This is a genomic window from Paenibacillus polymyxa (assembly GCF_001719045.1).
Lineage (GTDB): Bacteria > Bacillota > Bacilli > Paenibacillales > Paenibacillaceae > Paenibacillus > Paenibacillus polymyxa_B.
On record NZ_CP015423.1, the window covers coordinates 3673859 to 3695955 of the forward strand.

22 protein-coding genes are annotated in these 22097 nt (G+C 45.6%); 12 read left to right on the plus strand and 10 right to left on the minus strand.

The window, feature by feature from the left end; translation table 11 throughout:
- Nucleotides 1-27 precede the first annotated feature (27 nt).
- Nucleotides 28-429 (plus strand): sensory rhodopsin transducer, encoded by a 402-nt coding sequence (locus tag AOU00_RS16410; protein ID WP_069291104.1) that lies wholly within the window; start codon nucleotides 28-30, stop codon nucleotides 427-429.
- Nucleotides 430-524: 95 nt separating this feature from the next.
- Here AOU00_RS16410 and AOU00_RS16415 read toward each other — a convergent pair whose 3' ends face one another.
- The 3 genes from AOU00_RS16415 to AOU00_RS16425 form a co-directional block, all read right to left on the minus strand.
- Entirely contained in the window at nucleotides 525-1484 is a 960-nt protein-coding gene (locus AOU00_RS16415) for a DMT family transporter (RefSeq protein ID WP_069291105.1), read from the minus strand.
- 205 nt (nucleotides 1485-1689) lie between these two features.
- Nucleotides 1690-3006: a glutamate-1-semialdehyde 2,1-aminomutase gene (locus AOU00_RS16420; RefSeq protein WP_269465967.1), complete on the minus strand. Its 1317-nt coding sequence runs from the start codon at nucleotides 3004-3006 to the stop codon at nucleotides 1690-1692.
- An 83-nt stretch (nucleotides 3007-3089) separates the two neighbouring features.
- Entirely contained in the window at nucleotides 3090-4211 is a 1122-nt protein-coding gene (locus AOU00_RS16425) for an LCP family protein (RefSeq protein WP_069291107.1), read from the minus strand.
- 103 nt (nucleotides 4212-4314) lie between these two features.
- On the opposite strand from AOU00_RS16425, the gene AOU00_RS16430 reads away from it, so the two are divergent.
- Genes AOU00_RS16430 through bcp form a run of 4 tightly spaced genes read left to right on the plus strand, consistent with a single transcriptional unit; the run spans nucleotide 4315 to nucleotide 7453 of the window.
- Nucleotides 4315-5355, plus strand: a complete 1041-nt coding sequence (locus AOU00_RS16430; RefSeq protein ID WP_023987023.1) for an ABC transporter ATP-binding protein — start codon at nucleotides 4315-4317, stop codon at nucleotides 5353-5355.
- Nucleotides 5348-6142 (plus strand): ABC transporter permease, encoded by a 795-nt coding sequence (locus AOU00_RS16435; protein ID WP_053324641.1) that lies wholly within the window; start codon nucleotides 5348-5350, stop codon nucleotides 6140-6142. Before AOU00_RS16430 ends, AOU00_RS16435 begins: the two co-directional genes overlap by 8 nt.
- Nucleotides 6143-6146: 4 nt before the next feature.
- Entirely contained in the window at nucleotides 6147-6935 is a 789-nt protein-coding gene (locus AOU00_RS16440) for an ABC transporter permease (protein ID WP_080710685.1), read from the plus strand.
- 41 nt (nucleotides 6936-6976) lie between these two features.
- Nucleotides 6977-7453: a thioredoxin-dependent thiol peroxidase gene (gene bcp, locus AOU00_RS16445; RefSeq protein ID WP_069291108.1), complete on the plus strand. Its 477-nt coding sequence runs from the start codon at nucleotides 6977-6979 to the stop codon at nucleotides 7451-7453.
- A 70-nt stretch (nucleotides 7454-7523) separates the two neighbouring features.
- Here the strand turns inward: bcp and AOU00_RS16450 are convergent, their stop codons facing one another.
- The 5 genes from AOU00_RS16450 to AOU00_RS16470 are packed head-to-tail and all read right to left on the minus strand — an operon-like array spanning nucleotide 7524 to nucleotide 12783.
- Nucleotides 7524-8639 (minus strand): GerAB/ArcD/ProY family transporter, encoded by a 1116-nt coding sequence (locus tag AOU00_RS16450; RefSeq protein WP_069291109.1) that lies wholly within the window; start codon nucleotides 8637-8639, stop codon nucleotides 7524-7526.
- A 16-nt stretch (nucleotides 8640-8655) separates the two neighbouring features.
- Nucleotides 8656-8892 (minus strand): hypothetical protein, encoded by a 237-nt coding sequence (locus tag AOU00_RS16455; protein WP_069291110.1) that lies wholly within the window; start codon nucleotides 8890-8892, stop codon nucleotides 8656-8658.
- A gap of 29 nt (nucleotides 8893-8921) precedes the next feature.
- Complete coding sequence (locus tag AOU00_RS16460) at nucleotides 8922-10031, minus strand: GerAB/ArcD/ProY family transporter (RefSeq protein ID WP_069291111.1); 1110 nt, start codon at nucleotides 10029-10031, stop codon at nucleotides 8922-8924.
- Between the two features lie 5 nt (nucleotides 10032-10036).
- Nucleotides 10037-11245, minus strand: coding sequence for a Ger(x)C family spore germination protein (locus AOU00_RS16465; RefSeq protein ID WP_069291112.1), 1209 nt, complete (start codon nucleotides 11243-11245; stop codon nucleotides 10037-10039).
- Entirely contained in the window at nucleotides 11242-12783 is a 1542-nt protein-coding gene (locus AOU00_RS16470; RefSeq protein ID WP_069291113.1) for a spore germination protein, read from the minus strand. Before AOU00_RS16470 ends, AOU00_RS16465 begins: the two co-directional genes overlap by 4 nt.
- A gap of 157 nt (nucleotides 12784-12940) precedes the next feature.
- Here AOU00_RS16470 and AOU00_RS16475 point away from each other — a divergent pair, with 157 nt between their 5' ends.
- Entirely contained in the window at nucleotides 12941-14134 is a 1194-nt protein-coding gene (locus tag AOU00_RS16475) for an MFS transporter (protein WP_061831555.1), read from the plus strand.
- On the opposite strand, the gene AOU00_RS16480 is transcribed toward AOU00_RS16475, so the two are convergent.
- On the minus strand, nucleotides 14135-14791 hold the full coding sequence (locus AOU00_RS16480; RefSeq protein WP_061831556.1) for a DedA family protein: 657 nt from the start codon (nucleotides 14789-14791) through the stop codon (nucleotides 14135-14137).
- A 145-nt stretch (nucleotides 14792-14936) separates the two neighbouring features.
- Here AOU00_RS16480 and guaA point away from each other — a divergent pair, with 145 nt between their 5' ends.
- Both guaA and AOU00_RS16490 read left to right on the plus strand, forming a co-directional pair.
- Entirely contained in the window at nucleotides 14937-16475 is a 1539-nt protein-coding gene (gene guaA / locus AOU00_RS16485) for a glutamine-hydrolyzing GMP synthase (RefSeq protein ID WP_013308777.1), read from the plus strand.
- Nucleotides 16476-16876: 401 nt separating this feature from the next.
- Complete coding sequence (locus AOU00_RS16490; RefSeq protein ID WP_061831557.1) at nucleotides 16877-17494, plus strand: peptidase E; 618 nt, start codon at nucleotides 16877-16879, stop codon at nucleotides 17492-17494.
- Between the two features lie 85 nt (nucleotides 17495-17579).
- Here the strand turns inward: AOU00_RS16490 and AOU00_RS16495 are convergent, their stop codons facing one another.
- Nucleotides 17580-18710, minus strand: coding sequence for a Gfo/Idh/MocA family protein (locus tag AOU00_RS16495; protein WP_061831558.1), 1131 nt, complete (start codon nucleotides 18708-18710; stop codon nucleotides 17580-17582).
- Nucleotides 18711-18841: 131 nt separating this feature from the next.
- Here AOU00_RS16495 and AOU00_RS16500 point away from each other — a divergent pair, with 131 nt between their 5' ends.
- The 4 genes from AOU00_RS16500 (at nucleotide 18842) to AOU00_RS16515 (ending at nucleotide 21967) form a co-directional block, all read left to right on the plus strand.
- The gene (locus AOU00_RS16500; protein ID WP_061831559.1) at nucleotides 18842-19687 is read left to right on the plus strand and encodes a LysR family transcriptional regulator; all 846 of its coding nucleotides are present in this window, start codon (nucleotides 18842-18844) and stop codon (nucleotides 19685-19687) included.
- 19 nt (nucleotides 19688-19706) lie between these two features.
- The gene (locus AOU00_RS16505; protein ID WP_061831560.1) at nucleotides 19707-20378 is read left to right on the plus strand and encodes an SGNH/GDSL hydrolase family protein; all 672 of its coding nucleotides are present in this window, start codon (nucleotides 19707-19709) and stop codon (nucleotides 20376-20378) included.
- A gap of 158 nt (nucleotides 20379-20536) precedes the next feature.
- A complete protein-coding gene (locus AOU00_RS16510; RefSeq protein ID WP_061831561.1) occupies nucleotides 20537-21007 on the plus strand; it encodes a MarR family winged helix-turn-helix transcriptional regulator in 471 nt (156 codons plus the stop codon).
- Between the two features lie 21 nt (nucleotides 21008-21028).
- On the plus strand, nucleotides 21029-21967 hold the full coding sequence (locus AOU00_RS16515) for an NADP-dependent oxidoreductase (RefSeq protein WP_061831562.1): 939 nt from the start codon (nucleotides 21029-21031) through the stop codon (nucleotides 21965-21967).
- The last annotated feature ends 130 nt before the right edge of the window (nucleotides 21968-22097 follow it).

A 22097-nucleotide genomic window follows, 5' to 3' on the forward strand; every position in this document is an offset into this window, starting at 1 on the left:
GTATGATGGGTAAAGGAGGCCAATAGTATGGGAAATGCTGAACGTTCTCAGGAAAAGGTGGCTAATCAGCCGCGAGGCAGCCTATTCTGGGTCATCCCAGATGGGTATATTCCACCGGAAAGCCGGGGAGAGCTGCTCAGTCATGAGAGTATATGCGTGCTGAATTGTGGGAGCCGTGTGGCAAATCTAAGTATAGACATCTATTTTGAAGACCGCGAGCCATTAGAGGGATTGATCGAGGTAGTGGAAGGAAGACGAACCCGTCATATCCGAACAGCCTCGTTGGAGAAATCCGGCGAACGGATTCCGACAGGCATTCCTTACGCAATTACGGTCACTAGCGATGTGCCCATCATCGTACAATATAGCAGATTGGACACGACACAGCCGGAATTGGCGTTAATGAGTGTCATAGCGTATCCTATTTAATCCAAAGAAGACTAAGAAGTGAAAAAAAGAAATCTCTCGGCTGGAATTGCGCAGCTGGGAGATTTCTTTTTTTGCAGGCAATGTAGTGTTTATTTTTAGCCCGTATTTTGTGATTTTGCCGAAGTTGTTTTGATCGGCGTGAAGTTTTTTCGCCCTCCGAAATTGGTACCCAGCACGCCGATAATGATCATCACAGCCCCAACAATGTGATAGTAGGCGAGCTGCTCCTTCAAAATGTAAGCACCGGCAATCATGGAAATGAGGGTGGATAAATTGCCGATCACACTCATTTTGGAGGCTTCGATCCACTTCAAGGCAAAGCTCGATAACAGCGAGGTGACGAGGGTAGACAGAATGCCCAGATAAATCAGTGCCATCCAATAACCAGGCTTCACCAGTGGAGCGGTATAGGCGCTCATGGAGCCGTCTATAGCATGATATCCCAGTGCCACCACGTTAAAAACGATACATCCCAAAATAGAGGTAACGTAGGTCAATTCCATGGGGTTGTACTTTTGTGTTAAGGGTCGTGCCAGCACATTATAGCCGGATAGGCATATCGCAGAAAGCACGAGCAGAAGAATACCGCCATAGCTATTGGACGCTAGCGGTGCTCCGCTTTTCATCACAAATATAAAAACCACGCCAAAGACAGAGAGCAGTAAGGAAATTTTTTGGACTACCGTTGTACGCTCTTTAATAAAATAGGAAGCTAACAGCAACGTAAAAATAGGAACGGTTGCTTGAATAATTCCACCTTCCGATGAAGAAGTGCTCATCAGCCCGAAGGCTTGTAGTGGAAAATACACTAAAGGGGAGAGCAGTGCTAGTGGTAAAATGCGCAAAATGTCACGTAACTTGATGTTGAGCTTAATCCAACCGAGCAGCACTGGAATGGTCAAAGCGATAAATGACAGCGCAAAGCGATGGGCAATCACATCCAGCGGGCTTGCCTCAGTGACTGTCAATTTTACAAATAAAAATGAAAATCCAAGTATAGCTGCATAGCTGAGAGCTGCCAGATAGGCGGCTCCATTTCTAGAACGACTGTGCATAATAAACCTCCGTAATCATGACCTTAACCTGTTGTTCTCTCAATATACCCGGATGGCATCATCTGATACAATCCATAAAATCTGCAACTGTACGGGTACAGTTGTCAAATAAAAAAGCCGGAACGAAGTCCCAGAGGTCGGATACCCATCCCTAAGACTACTTCCAGCTCTTATCCTATTCATATTCTATCACTTACTGCTTAGTTTACTTCCCTTGTGACATCGCCCGGAACGAATCGTCCGCCGCTTCCAGCGTAGCATCCACATCTTCGTCGGTATGCGCTGTTGTAAGGAACCAGGCTTCGTACTTGGATGGTGCCAGATGAATACCGCGATCCAGCATGTGACGGAAGAAGGATGCGAATGCTTCGCTATCCGTATCCTGCGCCTGCGCGTAATTCGTGATCGGATGATCACAGAAATGCGTCGAGAACGCTCCACGAATACGATTGATCGTCAATGGCACGCCGTAGCGTTCAGCAGAGGATTGAATACCGTCCGTCAGCCTCACGGCCAGACGTTCCATCTCTTCGTACACGCCTTCCCCTTGAAGGACTTCAAGGCAGGCGATGCCTGACGAGATGGAAGCCGGGTTGCCGGCCATCGTACCCGCCTGATAAGCCGGGCCAAGTGGGGCAACCTGCTCCATGATGTGCTTGCTGCCGCCGTAGGCACCAATCGGCAGACCACCACCCATGATTTTGCCCAGAGCGGTCAAATCTGGCTGAATCGCATCATGGTTGTCCAAACCTGCATACGTTTGGGTGGAACCGAAGTGGAATCGGAATGCGGTAATGACCTCGTCATAAATGACAAGTGAGCCGTTCGCACGCGCCATCGAGCAGAGCCCTTCCAGATAGCCTGGCTGCGGCATGACCATGCCGAAATTACCGACAATCGGCTCAACCATGACTGCCGCCACATCGTCGCTCCAACGCTCCAAGGCTTGGCGCAACGCGTCGAGATCATTGAATGGCACGGTAATAACCTCGCTCGCAATGTTGGTCGTAATGCCTGCGCTGTCAGGTATGCCCAGCGTGGAAGGACCGGAGCCTGCGGCTACAAGTACCAGATCTGAGTGACCGTGGTAGCAGCCGGCAAATTTGATGATCTTGTTCCGCCCAGTATAGGCTCGTGCCACACGAATCGTCGTCATAACTGCTTCTGTGCCGGAATTCACAAACCGGACCTTGTCCATAGAAGGAATTGCTTCCTTCAGCATCTTCGCCAGTTTGATTTCCAATACCGTTGAGGTTCCGTATAATACGCCGTTCGCGGCCGCTTCGCTGATGGCCTTAGTAATATGGGGATGGGCATGCCCAGTAATAATAGGGCCATAAGCCGCCAAATAGTCGATATATCGATTATCATCCTCATCCCAGAAATGAGCACCTTTAGCGCGTTTCATGAATACTGGAGCGCCGCCGCCCACAGCTTTAAAGGAGCGTGAAGGGCTGTTAACGCCCCCGACAATATGCTCCAGGGCTTCTTTATATAGTGCTTCGGAGTTTTCCCGTTTCATCATCAAAAACTTCCTTTCCGTTCATTAAAATAGGGTATACACACGCCAAAGGGCAGCGTTCACGGCTGCCCCTGCATACATCATTATAGCTCTTTTTGACCTGTCTTTGTTGTTGATTGTGTGGAAGCATCCTCATTACTGGTTTTACTGCCCCCTGTAAAAGAAGCTTTATCCTTCTTGGTAGACGATGCACTGTCTGGCTGTTTCGTTTCGTTCTGATCCTTGTTTTGTTCCTGTGTTTGTGTGGGTGGATTATTAAATATATCCTGCACATACGTTTTCAGTTCTTCCGGATCGCGGACAGTAAGAACTGCTGCGCCGCCCACATTCTCTTCTCCGAGCATCTTCATCGGTGGAACCTGTTCGCTGCCTGCAAAGTTGCTTTGGTACCCCACATTTGCCAGCTTCCACATATCGTTAACACTGAGATTCGTGTCGATGTACGGGTTAACCTGCTCTAAAATATTCGGCAAGTTAGCGATGGAAGTCGTGGTTTGCATTTTCTGGGCTACGGCTTCCAAGAATGCCCGTTGTCGTCCTGATCGGGAGAAGTCGGACATTGCATCGTGGCGGAACCGCACATATTGAAGCGCCGTGTTGCCATCTAGATGCTGCATGCCCTTTTTCAAATCAATATCGTACTGATGTTTATCCGCATTACTTGTATAATGCATATCCTTTTCCACTTCAAAATCAATCCCGCCTACGGCATCCACCAGTTTGATAAAGCCCTGGAAATCCGTGTACACATAATATTGCACCGGGATGCCTAACAGATCGCCAGCCGTCTTCATGGCCGTGTTGGGTCCGTGAGTAATGGCAGTGTTAATTCGATTTTTTCCATAGCCGGGAATATCCACGTACGTATCACGCAAAATAGAGAACAGGTGGATTTTTTTCTTAACGGGGTCCAGTGATACAACCATCATGCTGTCTGATCGGGGGACTTCCCCTTTCTGGATACCGCGCCCATCGACACCCATCAGTAAAATGTTAACCATATCGGTACCTTCCCACTTGGGCGGTTCTGGCGTGCGAACCTGATCGACCTGCTTTACATTTTTGAAGGGGGAGTTAGCGCCCTCTTTATGCAGATTATCCAGCTGATTATAAATGGATGTAAAATAGTACACGGCAAAGCCGACAATCGCGACGATTACCACGGCTAGAACCGACCATATCGTCCTTTTGGTTCTGCTTGTCATGGATGCTCTCCCTTTCGCTTTTCAGTTCATTACATTATAATTTCTTTTTGGAGCACAATCAATTTAACTATGGATTTTACAAATCCTGATTGAGAGGTATAACATGCTGGCAATTGATGTGCAGGATCTGCGCAAAACATTTAAGGTTCAAAAAAATCGCGAGGGCTTAAAGGGTGCCTTCCTTGATTTATTCGCCCGCGAATACAACGAGGTAGCCGCAGTCAAAGATATATCTTTCCGTATTCCGCAAGGAGAAATATGCGGTTATATCGGTGAAAACGGCGCTGGAAAGTCCACCACGATTAAGATGCTGACAGGTATTCTCGTGCCGACATCGGGACATCTCAAGGTGGGCGGTTATGTCCCCTATGAGGAGCGCGAGAAATTTGTAGGCAACATTGGTGTTGTTTTCGGTCAGCGCAGCCAGCTTTGGTGGGACATCGGTGTGATCGAGTCTTTTCAACTACTGCGGAAAGTATATCAGGTTCCGGCTACGGACTTCAAACGCAGGCTGGATGAGCTGGTGGAGAGACTGCAATTGCAGGATCTGCTAAGCCGCCCGGTACGCAAGCTTAGTCTCGGGCAACGGATGCGCTGTGAGTTGGTAGCAGCTTTGCTGCACAATCCGTCTATTGTTTTTCTGGACGAGCCCACCATTGGGCTTGATATTATGGTGAAGTCCGAAATTCGCGAGTTTCTGAAGGACATGAACCGGGATTACGGTACGACTATTTTGCTGACAACCCATGATTTGCAGGATATTGAAGCGCTGTGCTCGCGCGTCATTATGCTGGATGATGGAAATATCATTTATGATGGTGGTCTGGAGGATCTGAAGGCGCGTTGGGGGACAGGTCGAGAAGTACGGTTCCAGTTTGGCACATCGACCCAATTGGAGCAATTACAGGCATGGACTGCTGATATGCCACTGGCTTGGACGATGGATAATGATTTGGCTGCCAAAGTTTGGATTCCTCTTCATATTAATGTATCGGATGTGCTCGCTTGCGTAGTCGGTCGCACGGACATTACGGATATCAAAATCATTGAAACCAACACGGATGATATCGTCCGCAGTATCTATCAGTCTGGTTCGGCTGAACGCCAGGGCAATCCGATAGTGGAGGCCAAAGTTCATGCTTAGCGTATACACCGATTTTATTCGTATCCGATTTCTCACGATGCTTGCGTATCGTGTGAACTATTATTCAGGAATCCTTATTTATTGCATGAATATTGGCGTGTATTATTTCACATACAAAGCGATATATGGCGATGCGGGTAGCATTGGAGGCTTTACCGCTGCTCAGATGACGACGTATGTAGCAGTATCGTGGATGGCGAGAGCCTTTTATTTTAACAATCTGGATCGTGAGATTTCGACGGATATACGTGATGGAAGCATTGCAATTCAGATGATCCGACCTTATAACTATGTACTTGTTAAATTTATGCAAGGACTCGGCGAGGGAATGTTCCGTTTTCTGCTGTTTATGATTCCAGGCATGGCGATTGCGATGCTGTTATTTCCGGTAAAGCTTCCCACGGATCCGGTAGCCTGGGTTGGTTTTCTGGTCATGCTGTTTTTTAGCTTTATGATCAACACTCAGATTAATATTATTACGGGATTAACGGCCTTTTTTATCGAAAATAATGAGGGCATGATGCGTATGAAGCGCGTAGTTGTAGATCTGTTTTCTGGGTTGATTTTGCCAATCAGTTTGTTTCCCGGCTGGCTGGCGACGATCGCCCAATGGATGCCGTTTCAGGCGATTACCTATTTGCCGGGTTCTGTATTTACGGGACGTGTAAAAGGCGTGGGCATCTGGAATGTACTGGGTATCCAAATCATTTGGCTGGTCGTTCTGCTCGTGCCGATGATCATCATTTGGCGACTGGCGCGCAGACGTCTGTTCGTGCAGGGAGGGTAAGCCGATGATGTACTATTTGGGTCTCATTAGCGAATATTTGAAAAATTACATGAAGTCACGGCTCACCTATCGGGCTGACTTTTGGGTAGAAGTGATTTCAGACCTGCTGTTTCAGGCCACGAATCTTATTTTTATCCTGGTTATTTTTATGCATACGGACAGTTTGGGGGGCTGGAGTGAAAATGAAGTCGTGTTCGTTTATGGATTTTTCATGGTTCCTTACGGACTATTCAGCTGTTTCGTCAACCTTTGGAACTTTAGCGAACGTTATATTGTGAAAGGTGAGCTCGATCGGGTAATGACTCGTCCTGCATATAATCTGTTCCAGATTTTCCTTGAAAATGTAGACCCGCCAGCGCTGGTGGGCTCAGTGATTGGTCTGATTATTATGGGGATCAGCGGGGCACAGATGGACTTGGCTATGGAGTGGTGGTTCGTACCAGCGCTGATCGTTTTGAGCCTAAGTGCCGTGGCAATCTATACAGGCATTTACACCATATTGACTTCTCTTTCATTCTTTTCGGATGCGCCCACTGGAATTATTCCGCTCATGTACAATATTCAGGGCTACGGACGTTATCCAGTGACGATCTATAACCGAGCCATTCAGGTTGTGCTGACTTGGATACTACCTTTTGCTTTTGTTGGTGTATATCCAGCCTCCCTATTCCTCCACCGAGAGGACATGCGCCATATGGCTCTCTTAACTCCTGTGATGGGGATTGTCTTTCTGACCTTGGGCTTACTGGCATGGAACTGGGGAATTCGCCGCTACAGAGGGGCAGGCTCATAGGTCAGTTCACATAAGCCCCCCACAAGATAGGAGATGATGAAATGTCCGCTGTATTTACCGTTATTGAGCAAGAGGCACCTGATTTTGAATTGCCTGGGAGTGAAGGAAAGCGTGTCAAGCTGTCTGATTATCGAGGCAGTAGGGTATTGCTGTATTTCTATCCCAAGGATTTGACCTCTAGCTGCTCGACCCAGGCTTGTGATTTTCGGGATAAACATACGGAGTTTGAAGGCTTGAACACGGTGATTTTGGGGATAAGCCCAGATCCACTCAAGCAGCATGACAAGTTTATTGCAAAGTACGGACTCCCTTTTCAGTTGTTATCTGATGAAGAGCATCAGGTCGCTGAGACGTATGGTGTATGGCAGCAAAAACAGATGTACGGCAAGCAGTACATGGGTATTGTTCGGTCTACGTTCCTTATTGATGAAAATGGCATTTTAGTTCATGAATGGCGTGGTTTAAGAGTGAAAGGGCATATCGATGCTGCGCTGGCTTACATTCAGGATAAGGCGTAAGTGAAGAATACAAGAAAACCTTTTGAAATCGGAGCATGCTTTTTTAAGCATCGGTTTCAAAAGGTTTTTGTTAATTTTTGGATGATTTTTGTCGATGCTTCCACTTTTGCTTACAGAGATAAACACCCCATAAAACAAGCGGAATGATCAAGCCGTTGGTATAATGCCAAGTAGACATGGGATAAACCAGAGTTCTTACATAATAAAACACATTTGGGGTTATCGAAATGGTCATGCCAAACACAAGCCCTCCTGCGGGGATGACAAAGGGACGGATATTAGAAATTCGGAATAGTTGGGTTGTTCCGAAGGTAAACGCGTAAAAGAAAATGACTCCCTTGAAAAAAGCGGCCAGTGCCCAGGTTAATGAGACAAGCGACTCAATGCGTGTAATATAATTCAGTTCATTGATTTTTGTTGTAAGTGCAGAAGAAATGTATGGACTGTAGTTGGTCACAAAGGGCCCAATGATAAGGAGGGAGAGCAGTAAAAAGAGGGTAATCAGCACTCCGCCTATGAGCGACGCCAGCAGCATATCTCTTTTAAAGTGGCCTCTTTTGTTTACAAAAGGAAATACCATGAGCATGATAGACATGCTGGCAAAAGGCATTCCCGCGCCTGGAACCATCCCTTTAGCAACAGGAGCGAGCCCGTTTTCCAAAACAGGCCGTACATTAGAAAGCTGAATTTGTGGCAGGAGTGCCAAGATCAGACCACAGAAGATGAGTACATACACAGGTAGCAAAATCTCGCTAACCCGACTAAAGGCTTCAATTCCCGCTAGCGCAGTAAGCACCAGTAGTGAAACTTCCATCGCCAGTAGAACGCTCAAAGGGGTTTCTTCAAATAATTGTGTACTCAGAAAATCTCCTACCTCTCTCGCATTAAGGGCGGTACCCATAAAAAAATAAAACAGATACCAGCAGGAAACAATAGATCCGAACACAGGTCCCAAAATTTTGCGGATGGCTTCAATAAGCGAAAGATTCGGGTAGAGCTCATGAACGCGAATAAGTACATAAATGATAACTAAGCCCAACGGGATAGATAATATAGAGCTGATCCAGGCATCCTGCTGAGCAATATGTGTAATGATAGTCGGATAGATTAAGAGCATATCCCCGATTAAACTCAGGAACATCAGGACAGTCACTTGCCGAACGCTAATACGTGCTTTTTTTAACATGTGGCTGCCTCCTTTTCTAAAAACCAAATATATTTGACACAAAAGCGTTAACAGGGTTATAGATGGTTTCAATCAGAACCAGCGGGCTTGGCGTAACCTCTGATTTGGCCGCAAGGACACTAAGCCATGTGCCTAATCCGAGCATAATGATATACACGAACATATCCTTAAAGCGATGCTTTCGGTACAAGCCTGGTAAATCTTTGGCAGCAATGGCTAGACCGATACAGATAATGACAATGGTGATCAGCATGTTAAGGCTCCTTCCGTTAAGGGTGAGGGTCAACCAGGTCCCAGGCTGTGACGGCCTTTCGATCTAAACTTGTATACGACAAGCAGCAGCAAAGGAAGGACCACGGAATCAGTCAAATCCCAATAAATCCAGGCGTGAACGATCGTATCCAGATAATAAGTAATGTTGGGTGCCGACACGATAATCAGACCAAATAGGATCATAAAGCTAGGGCCCAGAAAAGTCCGTACATTGTCTAATCGCAGTAGCTGAGTCATTCCTAAGGTAAAGGCATAGAAGTGTAAGATGGTTTTAACAAAAGTAGTGATAATCCAGGCTGTGCTCATCAGGGATTCAACCCTCTGTAAGAAGTTCCCTATGTTAATTTTTTTAGATAGCGTATAAGAGGTATACACGCTGTGTTCGGTTACAAAAGGGCCCAGAACCATGAGAGAAACCAGGAGTAGCACGCTTAACAGAACGCTGGCAGTAAGGCCGGCTAGTAAAACCGATTTTTTTAGACCCGGTTTTTTGCTTACATAGGGGAAAATCATAAGTAAAAAAGCTAATTCTCCGAAGGGGTAGGAGAGCGCAAATAGGCTGCCTTCCATAATCTTAGGAATACCTTGCTCCATAATAGGCTTAAGCTGCTGACTTTCACATTGGGGAAGCAAGCACAGGATTAAAAACAAAGCGAAAGCCAAGCACAATGGAAATAAGATTTGAGCCGTACGGGCAATAGGCTCCAATCCCATATACATCCCCCACATCAGCACAAGGATTAAGAGTAAATTGATAACGGGAAGAGGTGTCATCACATAGGTCTGGCTGTTCATAAAATCTCCAACTTCTCTTAAATAAATCGCTGAATTCATCATTAAATGGAACAAATACCATATTGAGATGAGGGCGCCTAGCCACGGACCCAAAATTCGCTGGCAGAGCTGAATAAAGGTAAGTTCAGGGTATAGCTGGTGTACCCGCAGGAGCAGCAGCAGTACAGCTAGTCCTGCGGGGATGCTTAGAAATGAGCTGATCCAGGCATCTTGCTTGGATATGGCTGTAATGAGGGAGGGATACACCAGTACGCAGTCTCCGATAATACTCAAAAATACGAGTACGGCTATATTTGGTATGCTAATACGCCCTTTCTCCTCCACCCAGCTCACTCCTTCATTTCTTTTTGGAACGATTCAAACAAAGAACCAATTTTTTTGATCGTCGTCTTTGCCTTATATTCAATCTGTAAGTCCATAAATGGATTTTCTTTTTCTTCTTTTAGTCTTTTCCAAAGCTCTGGTTTGGACTGGTGGATCAGCTGACCAAAGCCGAAAATGTCTGATTTAAACTCACGACGAACAGTCTCTACGGAATGCTTCAAAATTTCAACGATTTTTTCATTGCTTGCGGCCTCAATTTCTTTAATATCAGCCATACTGCTTAACTTCATATGCTTACAATTGACCTCTCGTACAGTGCTGTCGTTGGTAACGGATATGGAGATAACAGGTTCTCCATCGCGAACAATCACTTTTTTTTTGGTTTCGCTGTTCAAGGTTAATAAGGCGATATTCCCTCCTCCCTGACAGTCGACGTGTCCTGTAGTTGATTCCACTGTATTCCGAATGTAATTGAACCCTTTGCTGTCTTGTTCATTGATCCAGCCCAGCAAGCGGTCTTTTTTTAAGACACCGATACCGGAGAACCTCAGTATGGTTCCAGGAGATATGCTTTTGGTGTCATCTATACCTTTTTCATTAGACGCTTCTATATCTCCCAAAGCTTCCAATGCGGGCAGAGTGGACTGGATGTCAGGATTAGCCAAGTCGCTCAGCAATTGATCCATGGTTACTTTGGTGGCAGGAGCCCATGTTTTGGTTAACGTATCCAATGAAGCAAACATTTTATTGGCCGGTAACTTTTCAAGTGGAGTGGGGATCTTTAACATCGTGGAAGCCTTGTTATCTTTGGCTATCGCAATATAAAAGTCACTTCTAGTAAAAGGCTCTCGCATCAAGGCTTCAATCGCATCAGAAATTCCTCTTCTCGCGTACTCTTCACCTAAAATCAGCATACGAATATGAGATAAATAGATGATTCGCGGGCTTGTATCCGTCATTTTTTGAATAGCCTCTTGAATTGTGGGCGCAGTGGCCTCATAAGTAACGACGGGCGAGCCTGCACTTGGTGAAGATTTGGAAGCTACTGCCGAAGGAATAACCACCTGAGCCGTCACCTGATACTGGTCACCTTCCATATCCACTCCGATCCCAATAGCGATGCCCAGCTCGTTTAATTCTTTGCGATCCCAGCAACCACCCAATAGTAAAGCAATCAGCCCCCAGACGATGAGCAAATGTATGGTCTGCTTCATGGTTGATCCCTTCTGGTTTTTGATTTATTGCCAATCCGTCTTTTTTTCGTTTTTTGGCGGATCGTATTTTGGATAGAAATGGATTGAGGCCGTGTCGTCATGCGAGGCCAAGGTAGGCGAAACAGCGTATCTTTCATATCGCTTTCCACATAGGGACCAAACGGGCTCATATAAGATACTCCAAACGATCGCAGACTGGTTAAGTGCAGTAAAAGCACGATTAAACCCATCAATATTCCAAGAAGCCCGAAGGCTGCGGCTAGCATCATTAAGGCGAAGCGTATAATACGAACCGCTATCGACAGGCCGTTTTCTGGAATAACATAGCTGGAGATGGCGGTGATTGACACGATAATGACCATAGCCGCCGAGACAACCCCCGCATCCACGGCTGCTTGCCCAATAACCAGTGTCCCTACAATAGATACAGCCTGTCCGACTGTCCTCGGAATTCTGACTCCTGCTTCACGCAAAATTTCATAAGTAATTTCCATGAGCATCGCCTCGATAAAGGCTGGAAACGGCACGCCTTCCCTTTGTGCTGCGAGACTGACCAATAAGTTTGTAGGAATCATCTCTTGATGAAAGGTAGTTACCGCAATATAAACTGCTGGTGCAAGCAAAGCGATAAAAAAGGAAAAGAAACGCAGCAAACGCAGCAAAGTGCTGATGTCAGCACGCTGGTAATAGTCCTCCGCCGACTGGAAAAATTGAACGAACAATGCGGGTATCAACAGTACAAAGGGGGTCCCGTCCACCAAGATAGCGATTCGGCCCTCCAGTAGGCTGGCAGCGACCGAATCCGGGCGCTCGCTGTTATAAATGGTGGGAAACGGGGTGAAGGTTTCATCCTGAATTTCCTCCTCGATGTAACCCCCTTCCAAAATCCCGTCAATATCAATTCGGTCGAGACGTTCTCTCAGTTCCTGAATAACTCCTTCGTCAGCAATCCCTTTGACATACATCACGGCCACATTGGTATGAGTCACTTGACCGATCTGTCTTGTTTCCATCCAGAGACGCGGATCGCGGATTCGCCTACGAATTAGGGCAGTATTGGTACGCAAATTTTCGGTAAAAGCCTCCATTGGACCCCGTACGACACTTTGGGATTGGGGTTCGCTTACACTGCGATCCTCCCAACCGACCGCATCAATCCATATGCCCTTTGCGTATCCGTCCAGCAAAATGATAATACCGCCAGATAGCATCTGGTTGAATAAGGCATCCATTTCGTCCACACTACCTGAGTTACCTGCAATCAAAACTTGATCCTTTAAATAGTCAAACGGTTCCGCACCCTCCGGTACATGATGCTCGTTTACCCGCATTAATGAACGCAGAACGGAATCATGGAGCAATTGAGTGTTAATCAGACCATCGATATAAAACAAAGCTGCTGGCCATTTTTGCATCCATAATAGCTCTTTAATGATTACATCTCCGCTGTTTCCAAAGGAGCTTTCAATATGGTTTACATTATCCCTCAAGTTAGAGGACACATGAGTAAGTGGACAACTTTTATTCTGATTTGGCATACGTAAAATCCTCCGATATTGGAGTTTGTTGGCTTAGTATGCTCTGAATATATGAATTTATGCCTTGACGATTATAGAGCGATTTTTATAAATTAGATAAATAACTAATTAGATTTATGTATAATAAATGAATCCTAAGTATCGGAGTTGATTTAAAATGGTAGATAGGCAATACAGGAAGTTATTTGCCGCAGGTATCATTAACGGAATGGGAGACCGATTCTGTCAGATCGCTTTGTTGGCTTTAATTTATCGGCTTACCGGATCGGGATTCAGTGTGGGTATCATGCTGGGATTGCGGGTGATTCCTTTTTTAGTCCTGTCACCTGCGGCGGGCGTGCTTATTACCCGCATATCCCGGCGTATGCTTATGATGACCACGGATCTTTTCAGAGGCTTGGCAGCCCTTGCCTTTTTAAGTGTTCATAGTCCTGAGGACATTTGGATCATTTATGGAGTCAGTACCCTGCTAGCCTGCGGAGAAGCTTTGTATGCTCCTGCTCGTAAATCATCCATTCCGCTGCTTGTTCATCCCTCCGAATTATTGAAGGTGAACAGTCTTGAGCAGGTGATGAGCGGGCTGGTGCTGGTCGTTGGTGCTGCTGCCGGAGGCATCATATCTGCTCTCTTTGGACCACAAGCTGCATTTATATTGAACGCAGCAAGTTTTTTTGCCGCAGGTTTGATCGTTCGCAATATTGCATTTCCACCTGTCATGAAGGAGAAAATAAGCAGGGAGGATCATCCAAACCGGAGCAGATCGCGAATGTTGGACTGTATTCGTGCATCCGTTCCTCTCCAAGTTGTTGTTGCATTTGAGTTGCTGGTTCCCATGCTCAATGGCATTGATAATGTTCTGATTAGTGTATATGCAGTGCAGGAATTCAGGCTGGGAGATGCCGGAATCGGATTGTTTTACGCCGCTTTGGGCGCGGGTCTGGTTGCCAGCTATGCAATAGGACATTTATTCAGTGGTTCTTTGTTGAAGGGAGGACTGGTATGCCTTTTGTTGGAGGGGATTTTACTTATGGGATTAAGCGGTATTTATCAAGCATGGGCGGCGGTTGCTATTTACTTCTTAATTTCGTTGGCTGGCGGGGTAGGGGCCATTTGTCTGGATACATTATTAATGCGGGAGACCCCATTGTATTTACAGGGTCCATTGTTGGGCATGCTGACGGCGTGGAGCCAAGGTATCATCGGACTGTCTATGTTTGGAGCAGGGGTGACGATTGAAATGATGGAGCCGCGTATGTTGGGTTTGGTTGGAGGCGCGGGATTTGCGGTGATATCTATCGTGATTTCGATGTATTATGCAAGGATTCGTAGCCGTAAGGCAGCAGGAGTTTGACTACTTCAAGTCATCCTTGTTGCTGGTTTTCACCGATTTTTCGGATTTGCGTAGCGAGCTAAACAGGAAGCTTCTCCACCGGTAAATAATATACAGCAGGATTATGAACCCGACGACTCCCGCAATTCGCAGCGCATACAGCTCTACCAAATGGAAAATGGCATCCCATTGGGGACCAAATAGCTTGCCGATGCTTAGAAAGAGGATGACCCAGAATAAAGCGCCGCTGTAAGCATACAAGGCAAATTTACGGAAAGAAAGAGCAATAATCCCGGCAAAATAACCGGTAAAATGCCTGACACCGGGGATAAAATATCCAAGGAAGATAAGCCAGTATCCATATCGTTGGAACCATTTTTGTGTTTTCTGAAGCTTGTCCGGCGATAACAAAACCCATTTACCGTATTTCTGAATAAAGGGGAGTCCAGCCCATCTTCCAATAAAGTAGGTAATAGTCATACCGAGGGTTGTTCCCAGAAAAGCTAGTAGCACCAGTTTACCGAAATCCAAGGTACCGGCATAGGAGAGATATCCCGCATAAGCCATTGTGGTTTCCCCGGGAAATGGTAAAGCAATAAACTCAAGCAGCAAGCCGAAAAAAAGGACGCCGTAGCCGTATTCTTCGAACAATTGCACGATCCACTTCAGCACATCCATCGTTTACACTCCTACGAACAGATTGAGTATTTTAGAATCAATTCATTTTAACAATCTTTTCATGCCCACTCAACTCCGGTTGATTTCTTGACGTCTTGTTTTATCGTTGCGTATAATGAAACGAACAATTGAGGGAGGCACGGTAATGAATAAGCCTAATGAAATCGTTGTAGTTCTTGATTTTGGAGGACAATACAACCAGTTAATCGCAAGAAGAATTCGGGATCTCGGCGTATATAGCGAGCTCCTTCCATACAATACGCCTGCGGAGAAGCTGAGAGAGCTGGCGCCAAAAGGGATTGTTTTCTCAGGCGGACCTTCCAGCGTATATACAGACAATGCTCCTCAGGTGGATCGGGCAATTTATGATCTTGGCATTCCTATCTTTGGTATTTGTTATGGCATGCAGCTGATGGCTCACCAACTGGATGGTAAGGTAGAACGTGCGGGCAAGCGTGAGTATGGCAAAGCAGACGTGCAATTCAATCAGGATGCTCGCTTGGCTAAAGGATTGGATTCTCGTCAAACCGTATGGATGAGCCATGGGGATCACGTTACAGACCTGCCGACTGGCTTTACACTGGATGCAGGAACAGAGAGTGCGCCGATTGCCGCGATGAGTAACCTGGAGCGGAATCTGTATGCGGTGCAATTCCATCCAGAGGTACGTCATTCCGTTCAAGGTAACGAGATGATCAGCAACTTCCTTTATGAAGTGTGCGGTTGTGAAGGCAACTGGACCATGGAGTCGTTCATCGAAGATCAGATTCGTGAGATTCGTCAACAGGTAGGCGACAAGAAAGTATTGTGTGCCTTAAGCGGTGGCGTGGATTCTTCCGTTGTAGCGATGCTCATTCACAAAGCGATCGGTGACCAACTGACGTGTATGTTCATTGACCATGGATTGCTGCGCAAAGGTGAAGCCGAAAGTGTAATGGAGACGTTCGTTGGTAAATTTGATATGAAAGTTGTCAAAATTGACGCACGTGAGCGCTTCTTGTCCAAGCTGGCAGGAGTCGATGATCCAGAACAAAAACGTAAAATCATCGGTAACGAGTTTATCTATGTGTTCGAGGAAGAATCTTCTCAATTTGACGATTTTACTTTCCTGGCACAAGGTACGCTATATACGGATATTGTAGAGAGCGGAACAGCAACGGCACAGACCATTAAATCCCATCATAATGTGGGTGGTTTGCCAGAGAACATGAAGTTCAAGCTGATCGAGCCGTTGAATGCTCTGTTCAAGGACGAAGTGCGTAAAGTCGGCGAAGAATGTGGACTGCCAGCTGAGATTGTATGGCGTCAACCATTCCCAGGTCCTGGTCTTGCCATTCGTGTGCTGGGTGAAGTGACAGAGGACAAGCTAACGATTGTTCGTGAGTCGGATTACATTTTGCGCGAGGAGATTGCTAAAGCCGGTCTGGACCGGGAAATCTGGCAATACTTCACCGCTTTGCCGAATATGAAGAGTGTTGGCGTTATGGGCGATGCTCGTACGTATTCTTACACTGTAGGTATTCGTGCAGTAACCTCCATCGACGGTATGACCGCCGACTGGGCGCGTATCCCTTGGGATGTGCTGGAGAAAATTTCGGTACGTATCGTAAACGAAGTGGATAACGTGAATCGCATCGTGTACGATATCACCTCCAAACCACCAGCAACGATTGAGTGGGAATAAACGTGGGAACTCCCGCCCTGTAATCACAAACCTTTTGAGATTCACCAATACAACATCAGGACTCCTCCGCATCGGCCGAAATATCGCTGTGCGGCAGGAGTCTTTTTTACGGATCAAGGTCGAACATCTGCTCCCACTCCAAAATGAGAGCGGGGAAGAGAGTATTTTTATGGGTCAAAATCAAGAAACCCCAGTTATTTTCAACGGATATGAGGTTGAAAAAGAGGAGATAGTATTCAATAATAATGTCTCCTTTTTTTATATGACTTTATCAGCTTCAAGCTTTTTTATGTTATCCTCCAATGGTGTCATGTTTTGATACTAATATATTTTATAATATACCTAGAATAAAGTGTTACATATCCCGTTTCATTAAACGCTGTTCTAAGGAGAATAAAGAGATGAAAAAATTATTTTTGTCGTCCTCATTTAAGGATGTTGCACCATGGTTAGTCCATTTCGCCGGTGAAAACTTGGAAGGAAAAAAAGTCACCTTCATCCCAACCGCAAGTATTCCAGAGAAAGTTAAGTTTTATGTGGAATCAGGAAAAAAAGCATTAGAGAGTTTAGGATTAGTCGTGGATGAAATCGAAATAAGCACAGCAACCTGGGATGAAATAGCGAGTAAAATTAGAGGGAATGACTATATTTATATTACCGGAGGCAACACATTTTATTTACTTCAAGAGTTAAAAAGAACTGGGGCTGACAAAATCATTGCTGAAGAAGTTAATGCAGGGAAATTGTATATAGGCGAATCTGCCGGTTCGTTGATTTTATCACCGAATATCGAATATGTTCAACTTATGGACGATGTGCAGGAGGCCCCTGCATTAGATTCCTTTGCTGCACTAGGGGTCATTGAATTCTATCCAGTCCCCCATCATACGAACATTCCGTTTAAAAAAGCGGTGGAGAACATCATTGAGGAATATGGCAGCCAATTAAATTTATATCCAATCAGCAACGCGGAAGTTATTTTGGTTGAAGGTGACAGGATAAAAGTGGAGAACACATGACTTCATTAAAAAGGCAGCACAATATAAAGAACCTTTAACTCCACATCTATCGTGGGGTTGAAGGTTCTTTTTTTATAATTCTACCTTACCATACGATCTTTTTCCCAGTTGCAGCCGATTCCTCAATGCGGTCCAGTAGCTGATGCAGCTTTAAGGCATGGTTGAAATCGGGAGCGAGACGGGTGTGTGTCAAAATATCCTCGGCAAAAACATAATGAGCCTTGGCTACATTCAGGGTTACCCCTTGTTTTGGGAAATCCAGGCTTGTATTAGGCTCTCTAGTTATACTTATTTGTTCAAAAGCGCCATTAGGACCATGACTCTGCGTACTGCTTGGATCGTACACAAGTTTTTCGAGCGTTAGATTCCCAAATTGAACATGCCCAAGCGAAGGATTCTGTGTCAAACGCAAAATGCCCTTTTTCCCCTGAATCTCTATCTCAAACTTAGAATTTACTCCACCTTGAATGTGAACGGATACTGGTACTCCTTTTTCCAACAGCCCGTGAATCAGAATCTGATCGGCTGTATCCTTGGAAATGACTTCACCCGTTTCCTGAATAGTGGCTTCGTTATAGCGGGATGATGTGATGGCCGATAGCTCGCGGAATTCGCCAACGATGTATTGCAGCGCATCCAGGGAATGCCCGCCATTAATCGTGAGCAGATTAGCCCCATTGGCTCTATTCAGCAAATAAGCAGTGTCCTGATTTACTTGTCCTCCTTTGCCGGGAGTAGCTACTTGCATATGACAGGATATAATTTCACCAATCTCTCCGCCCTCTACGAGTTTTTTCATCGTTTGCACTTCAAGATCCTGCCGTGCCTGCAAGCCGACGCTATGATGAATGCCTGCCAATTCCGCCGCCTTGGCCATTTCAGCAGCTTCCGCAGTGTTTGCCCCCAAGGGCCATTCACAAAAAATATGCTTTCTCTCTTGAATTGCCGCCATCACCGCCTCGTAATGATGTGGAACTTTTATGCTCACCACGACCATATCCACATCCTCGGAAGCTGCGAGCTTTTTGGCATCATCAAAAGCCAGTGCCGCGCCTACTTCTTCTGCGCTTCGTCGCGCACTCTCCATACGAGAGGTACCGACGGCAGTGATATCCAGGTTCAAGTGCTTGAGCAAAGCCGGAATATGTGTTTGACTGGCCCATTTATTATTCATCGAACCTCCTACGATACCTACACGAATCTTCTTTTTGACCATGTTGCCATACCTCCTGATTTTTAAAATGAGGGTGGAAAATAGCATCCAAGGCCAATATAATACATTTAACTCATAAATAATAATGCTTGTTTATGATATAGATATCATTTTATTTGATGGGAGATGAAGAGATGGATATTGAAAATATGCAGGCATTTGTTTCGGTGGCAGAGCTGAGAAGCCTGACAGAAGCAGCTCAAAAGTTGAATCACCTGCAATCGAATATGACGGCCAAAATAAAGAAGCTGGAGGCCCATTACGGCACAGCGTTATTTTACCGAAAGCCCCGTGGTATGGAGCTGACACCTGCAGGAGAAATCCTATATGCTCAGTTCAAGCAAATGTTGTTGCTGTGGCAAGACACGGAGATGAAAATGAGACCGCAGGAGGAAAAGCTGCGCATCGGTACGATGCAGTCCATTGTTGCGGGGGAAACAACAAGGGCGCTTACGAAGGTATACGAGCTGTACCCGCAGGCCTCGGTTACATTAAAAACCGGAACCACCACGGAAATGGAGCGATTGATCCTCGACGGCGAGCTCGATATTGCTTTTGTCACAGGGTATCCCACCAACCCGTATATTCATTATCAAAAAATATGCCGTGAAGAGTTGGTGCTGGTGGGGAAAGGCATACATGAAGGCTCAGACCTCAAACAGGTGCTGCAAGGAGCCTCTATTATCATATTGTCGGATGGCTGCCTGTACCTAACGCATTTAAAGAAGATGTATCAGGACATGCAATTGACCCATGGCGAGGTTGTGGAGGTCGGTGTGTTTGATACGATGGTGGAATTTGCCTTGATGGGAATGGGAATCACCCTTATGTCTAAAAGGCTTGCGCGGCAATTCAAAGTAACATCCTATTTGCCCACTCCCCCAACCATCGGCTACATGGATACATATTTAATATCTCGTCCAAATCACGAAATGACAGCGATTGAACATAAATTTATCGAAATCAACAATACGATCTAATAGATAGGAGAGACATCGAATGACAATCAATCAAGGCAAATACCAAGGCAGCCATGCTGTATTTCTGGGCGATAGTATTACGTTTGGATATGAATTGCGTGATGAAGAAAAGCCTTACCCCCACCTTGTGAGCGGCGCACTGGGATTCCTAACCTTTGAGAATCACGGCATATCCGGCAGCAGTGTAGCCAGCGGCGGTTTTGAACCGATGTGTGAGCGTTATGAGAAAATGAACCCTCACGCGGACGTAATCTTTTTTATGGGGGGAAGAAACGATTTTTCGATGGGAGAAATACCGTTCGGTAGCTTGGATACGCCATCGACAGAAACGCGTACGTTTTATGGTGCGCTCAAGCATATTGCCGAAGGATTAATTAACCGTTATCCGGACAAGCTGATCGTCTTTTTGACTCCGCCTCACGGATCAAGTGATACGGTTCCTGAGCATCTGCCTAATGCCATTACTGGTCAAGTCTATAGCGCGTATGCACAGGCTGTGAGAGAAGTGGCCTCACTTTATTCTTTCCCGTGCTGCGATCTGTGGAATATCACCGGAATTCAACCACTATTGCCTGTACATAAACAAATGTACTTTACAGGGGAAAATGGTGTTCCTGACGGCCTGCACCCGAATCAGGCAGGCCACGAGCGGATGGCGGCCCGTATTATCGGATTTATGAATACACTGTAATTTGGACCATTTCATCGTTTTATTGAATGACCCTACTAACTACAAGTTCTAGAATGCTCAGGCTATTTGTTTAGCTTGAGCATTTTTTTGTGATTGTAGGATTTGTATATATAGACTTGTCTCAGGACTTGTATATTTTTAGTGAGCGTGTATAATACTTGATATATCAATTGATGGGTCAAGCATTAGAAGGAGGGTTTGTCATCGAACATTGCTCTGAAAGAAGCCAGTTGTTTTATCGCATGCATCTTTTGTGTAAAGAAATGAATAACGCTTTTGAAGCACAATTAAAAACCAGTTTTACCAAGGTCGAAATTTTGTATCATATTGATCATCGTCAGGAACTAAGTCAGCTGGAGCTCCAACATCTGCTCGTTCTGGATGGTGCAGCAGTGACCCGACATCTGAGAAGGCTGGAAGAGGAAGGTCTGATTTTTCGTAGTAAAAAAGAGCAGGATAAGCGTGTGACCTATATACGTTTGACCGAATTAGGGGTTCAAGAGCTGCAAGTTTTGTCAGAGCAAAGACAAGCCTTTCAGGAAAAGCTGCTATGTAAGTTTACAGATGAGGAAATTGTGGTTTTTACAGATGTGCTACAGCGTATGTCTAGCAATGTGAAGAATATGTAAATGTGCGAGGAGGAAATGAATATGAAAGCCATCGTTATAGATCAGTATGGAAGCAAGGATGAATTGAAAGAAAGAGAAGTGCCTACTCCTACACCACAGGCTCACCAGGTTGCAGTCAAAGTGGCGGCTACCTCCATCAATCCAATTGACTGGAAGCTGCGTGAAGGTTACTTAAAACAAATGATGGATTGGGAGTTCCCGATTATTTTAGGCTGGGATGTAGCCGGTACTATTTCGGAAGTAGGCAGCGAGGTCACCGATTGGAAAGTGGGAGATGAAGTGTTTGCACGTCCGGACACCACCCGATTCGGTACTTATGCCGAGTATACCTTGGTGGATGATCATCTGCTGGCACGTAAACCCGCATCAATTTCTTGGGAGGAAGCCGCTTCTGTACCTTTGGCGGGGTTGACTGCTTGGCAGGCGCTCTTTACACATGGTCAACTGACCAAAGGGGAAAAAGTATTAATCCACGCAGGTGCAGGTGGCGTAGGTATGTTTGCTATCCAGTTTGCCAAACAGGCCGGAGCCTATGTCATTACTACAGCCAGTGAGCGTAATCATGAATTGCTTGCTTCATTGGGAGCCGACCAAATCATTGACTATCGTACAACTCGTTTTGAGGAAGTTTTATCTGATGTGGACGTGGTGTTCGATACGATGGGTGGGGATGTTCAGAAAAACAGCTTTAAGGTAGTGAAAAAGGATACCGGACGGATCATATCCATTGTCAGCAATTTTGACGAAGAGTTGGTGAAGGAGTACAACGTAACAGCCCAAAATATATGGCTGGAGCCCAACGGACAGCAACTACAGGAAATTGCCGATCTGTTGGAGCAAAAGAAAGTAAGATCGGTAGTAGGAGCTACGTTTCCTTTTTCACAAAAAGGTTTGTATGACGCACACGCTTTAAGCGAAACCCACCACGCTGTTGGTAAAATTGCAATAACCTTCTCATAAGGACGCATACACATATACAGCATGAAAGGAATTGCACGATGAAGATTTTAGAAGATTATTTTCACTACTATGATCTATCGTTTATCTGAAAAATATACCGGACTCAGCGAATGCCTTTGATAAGTACAAA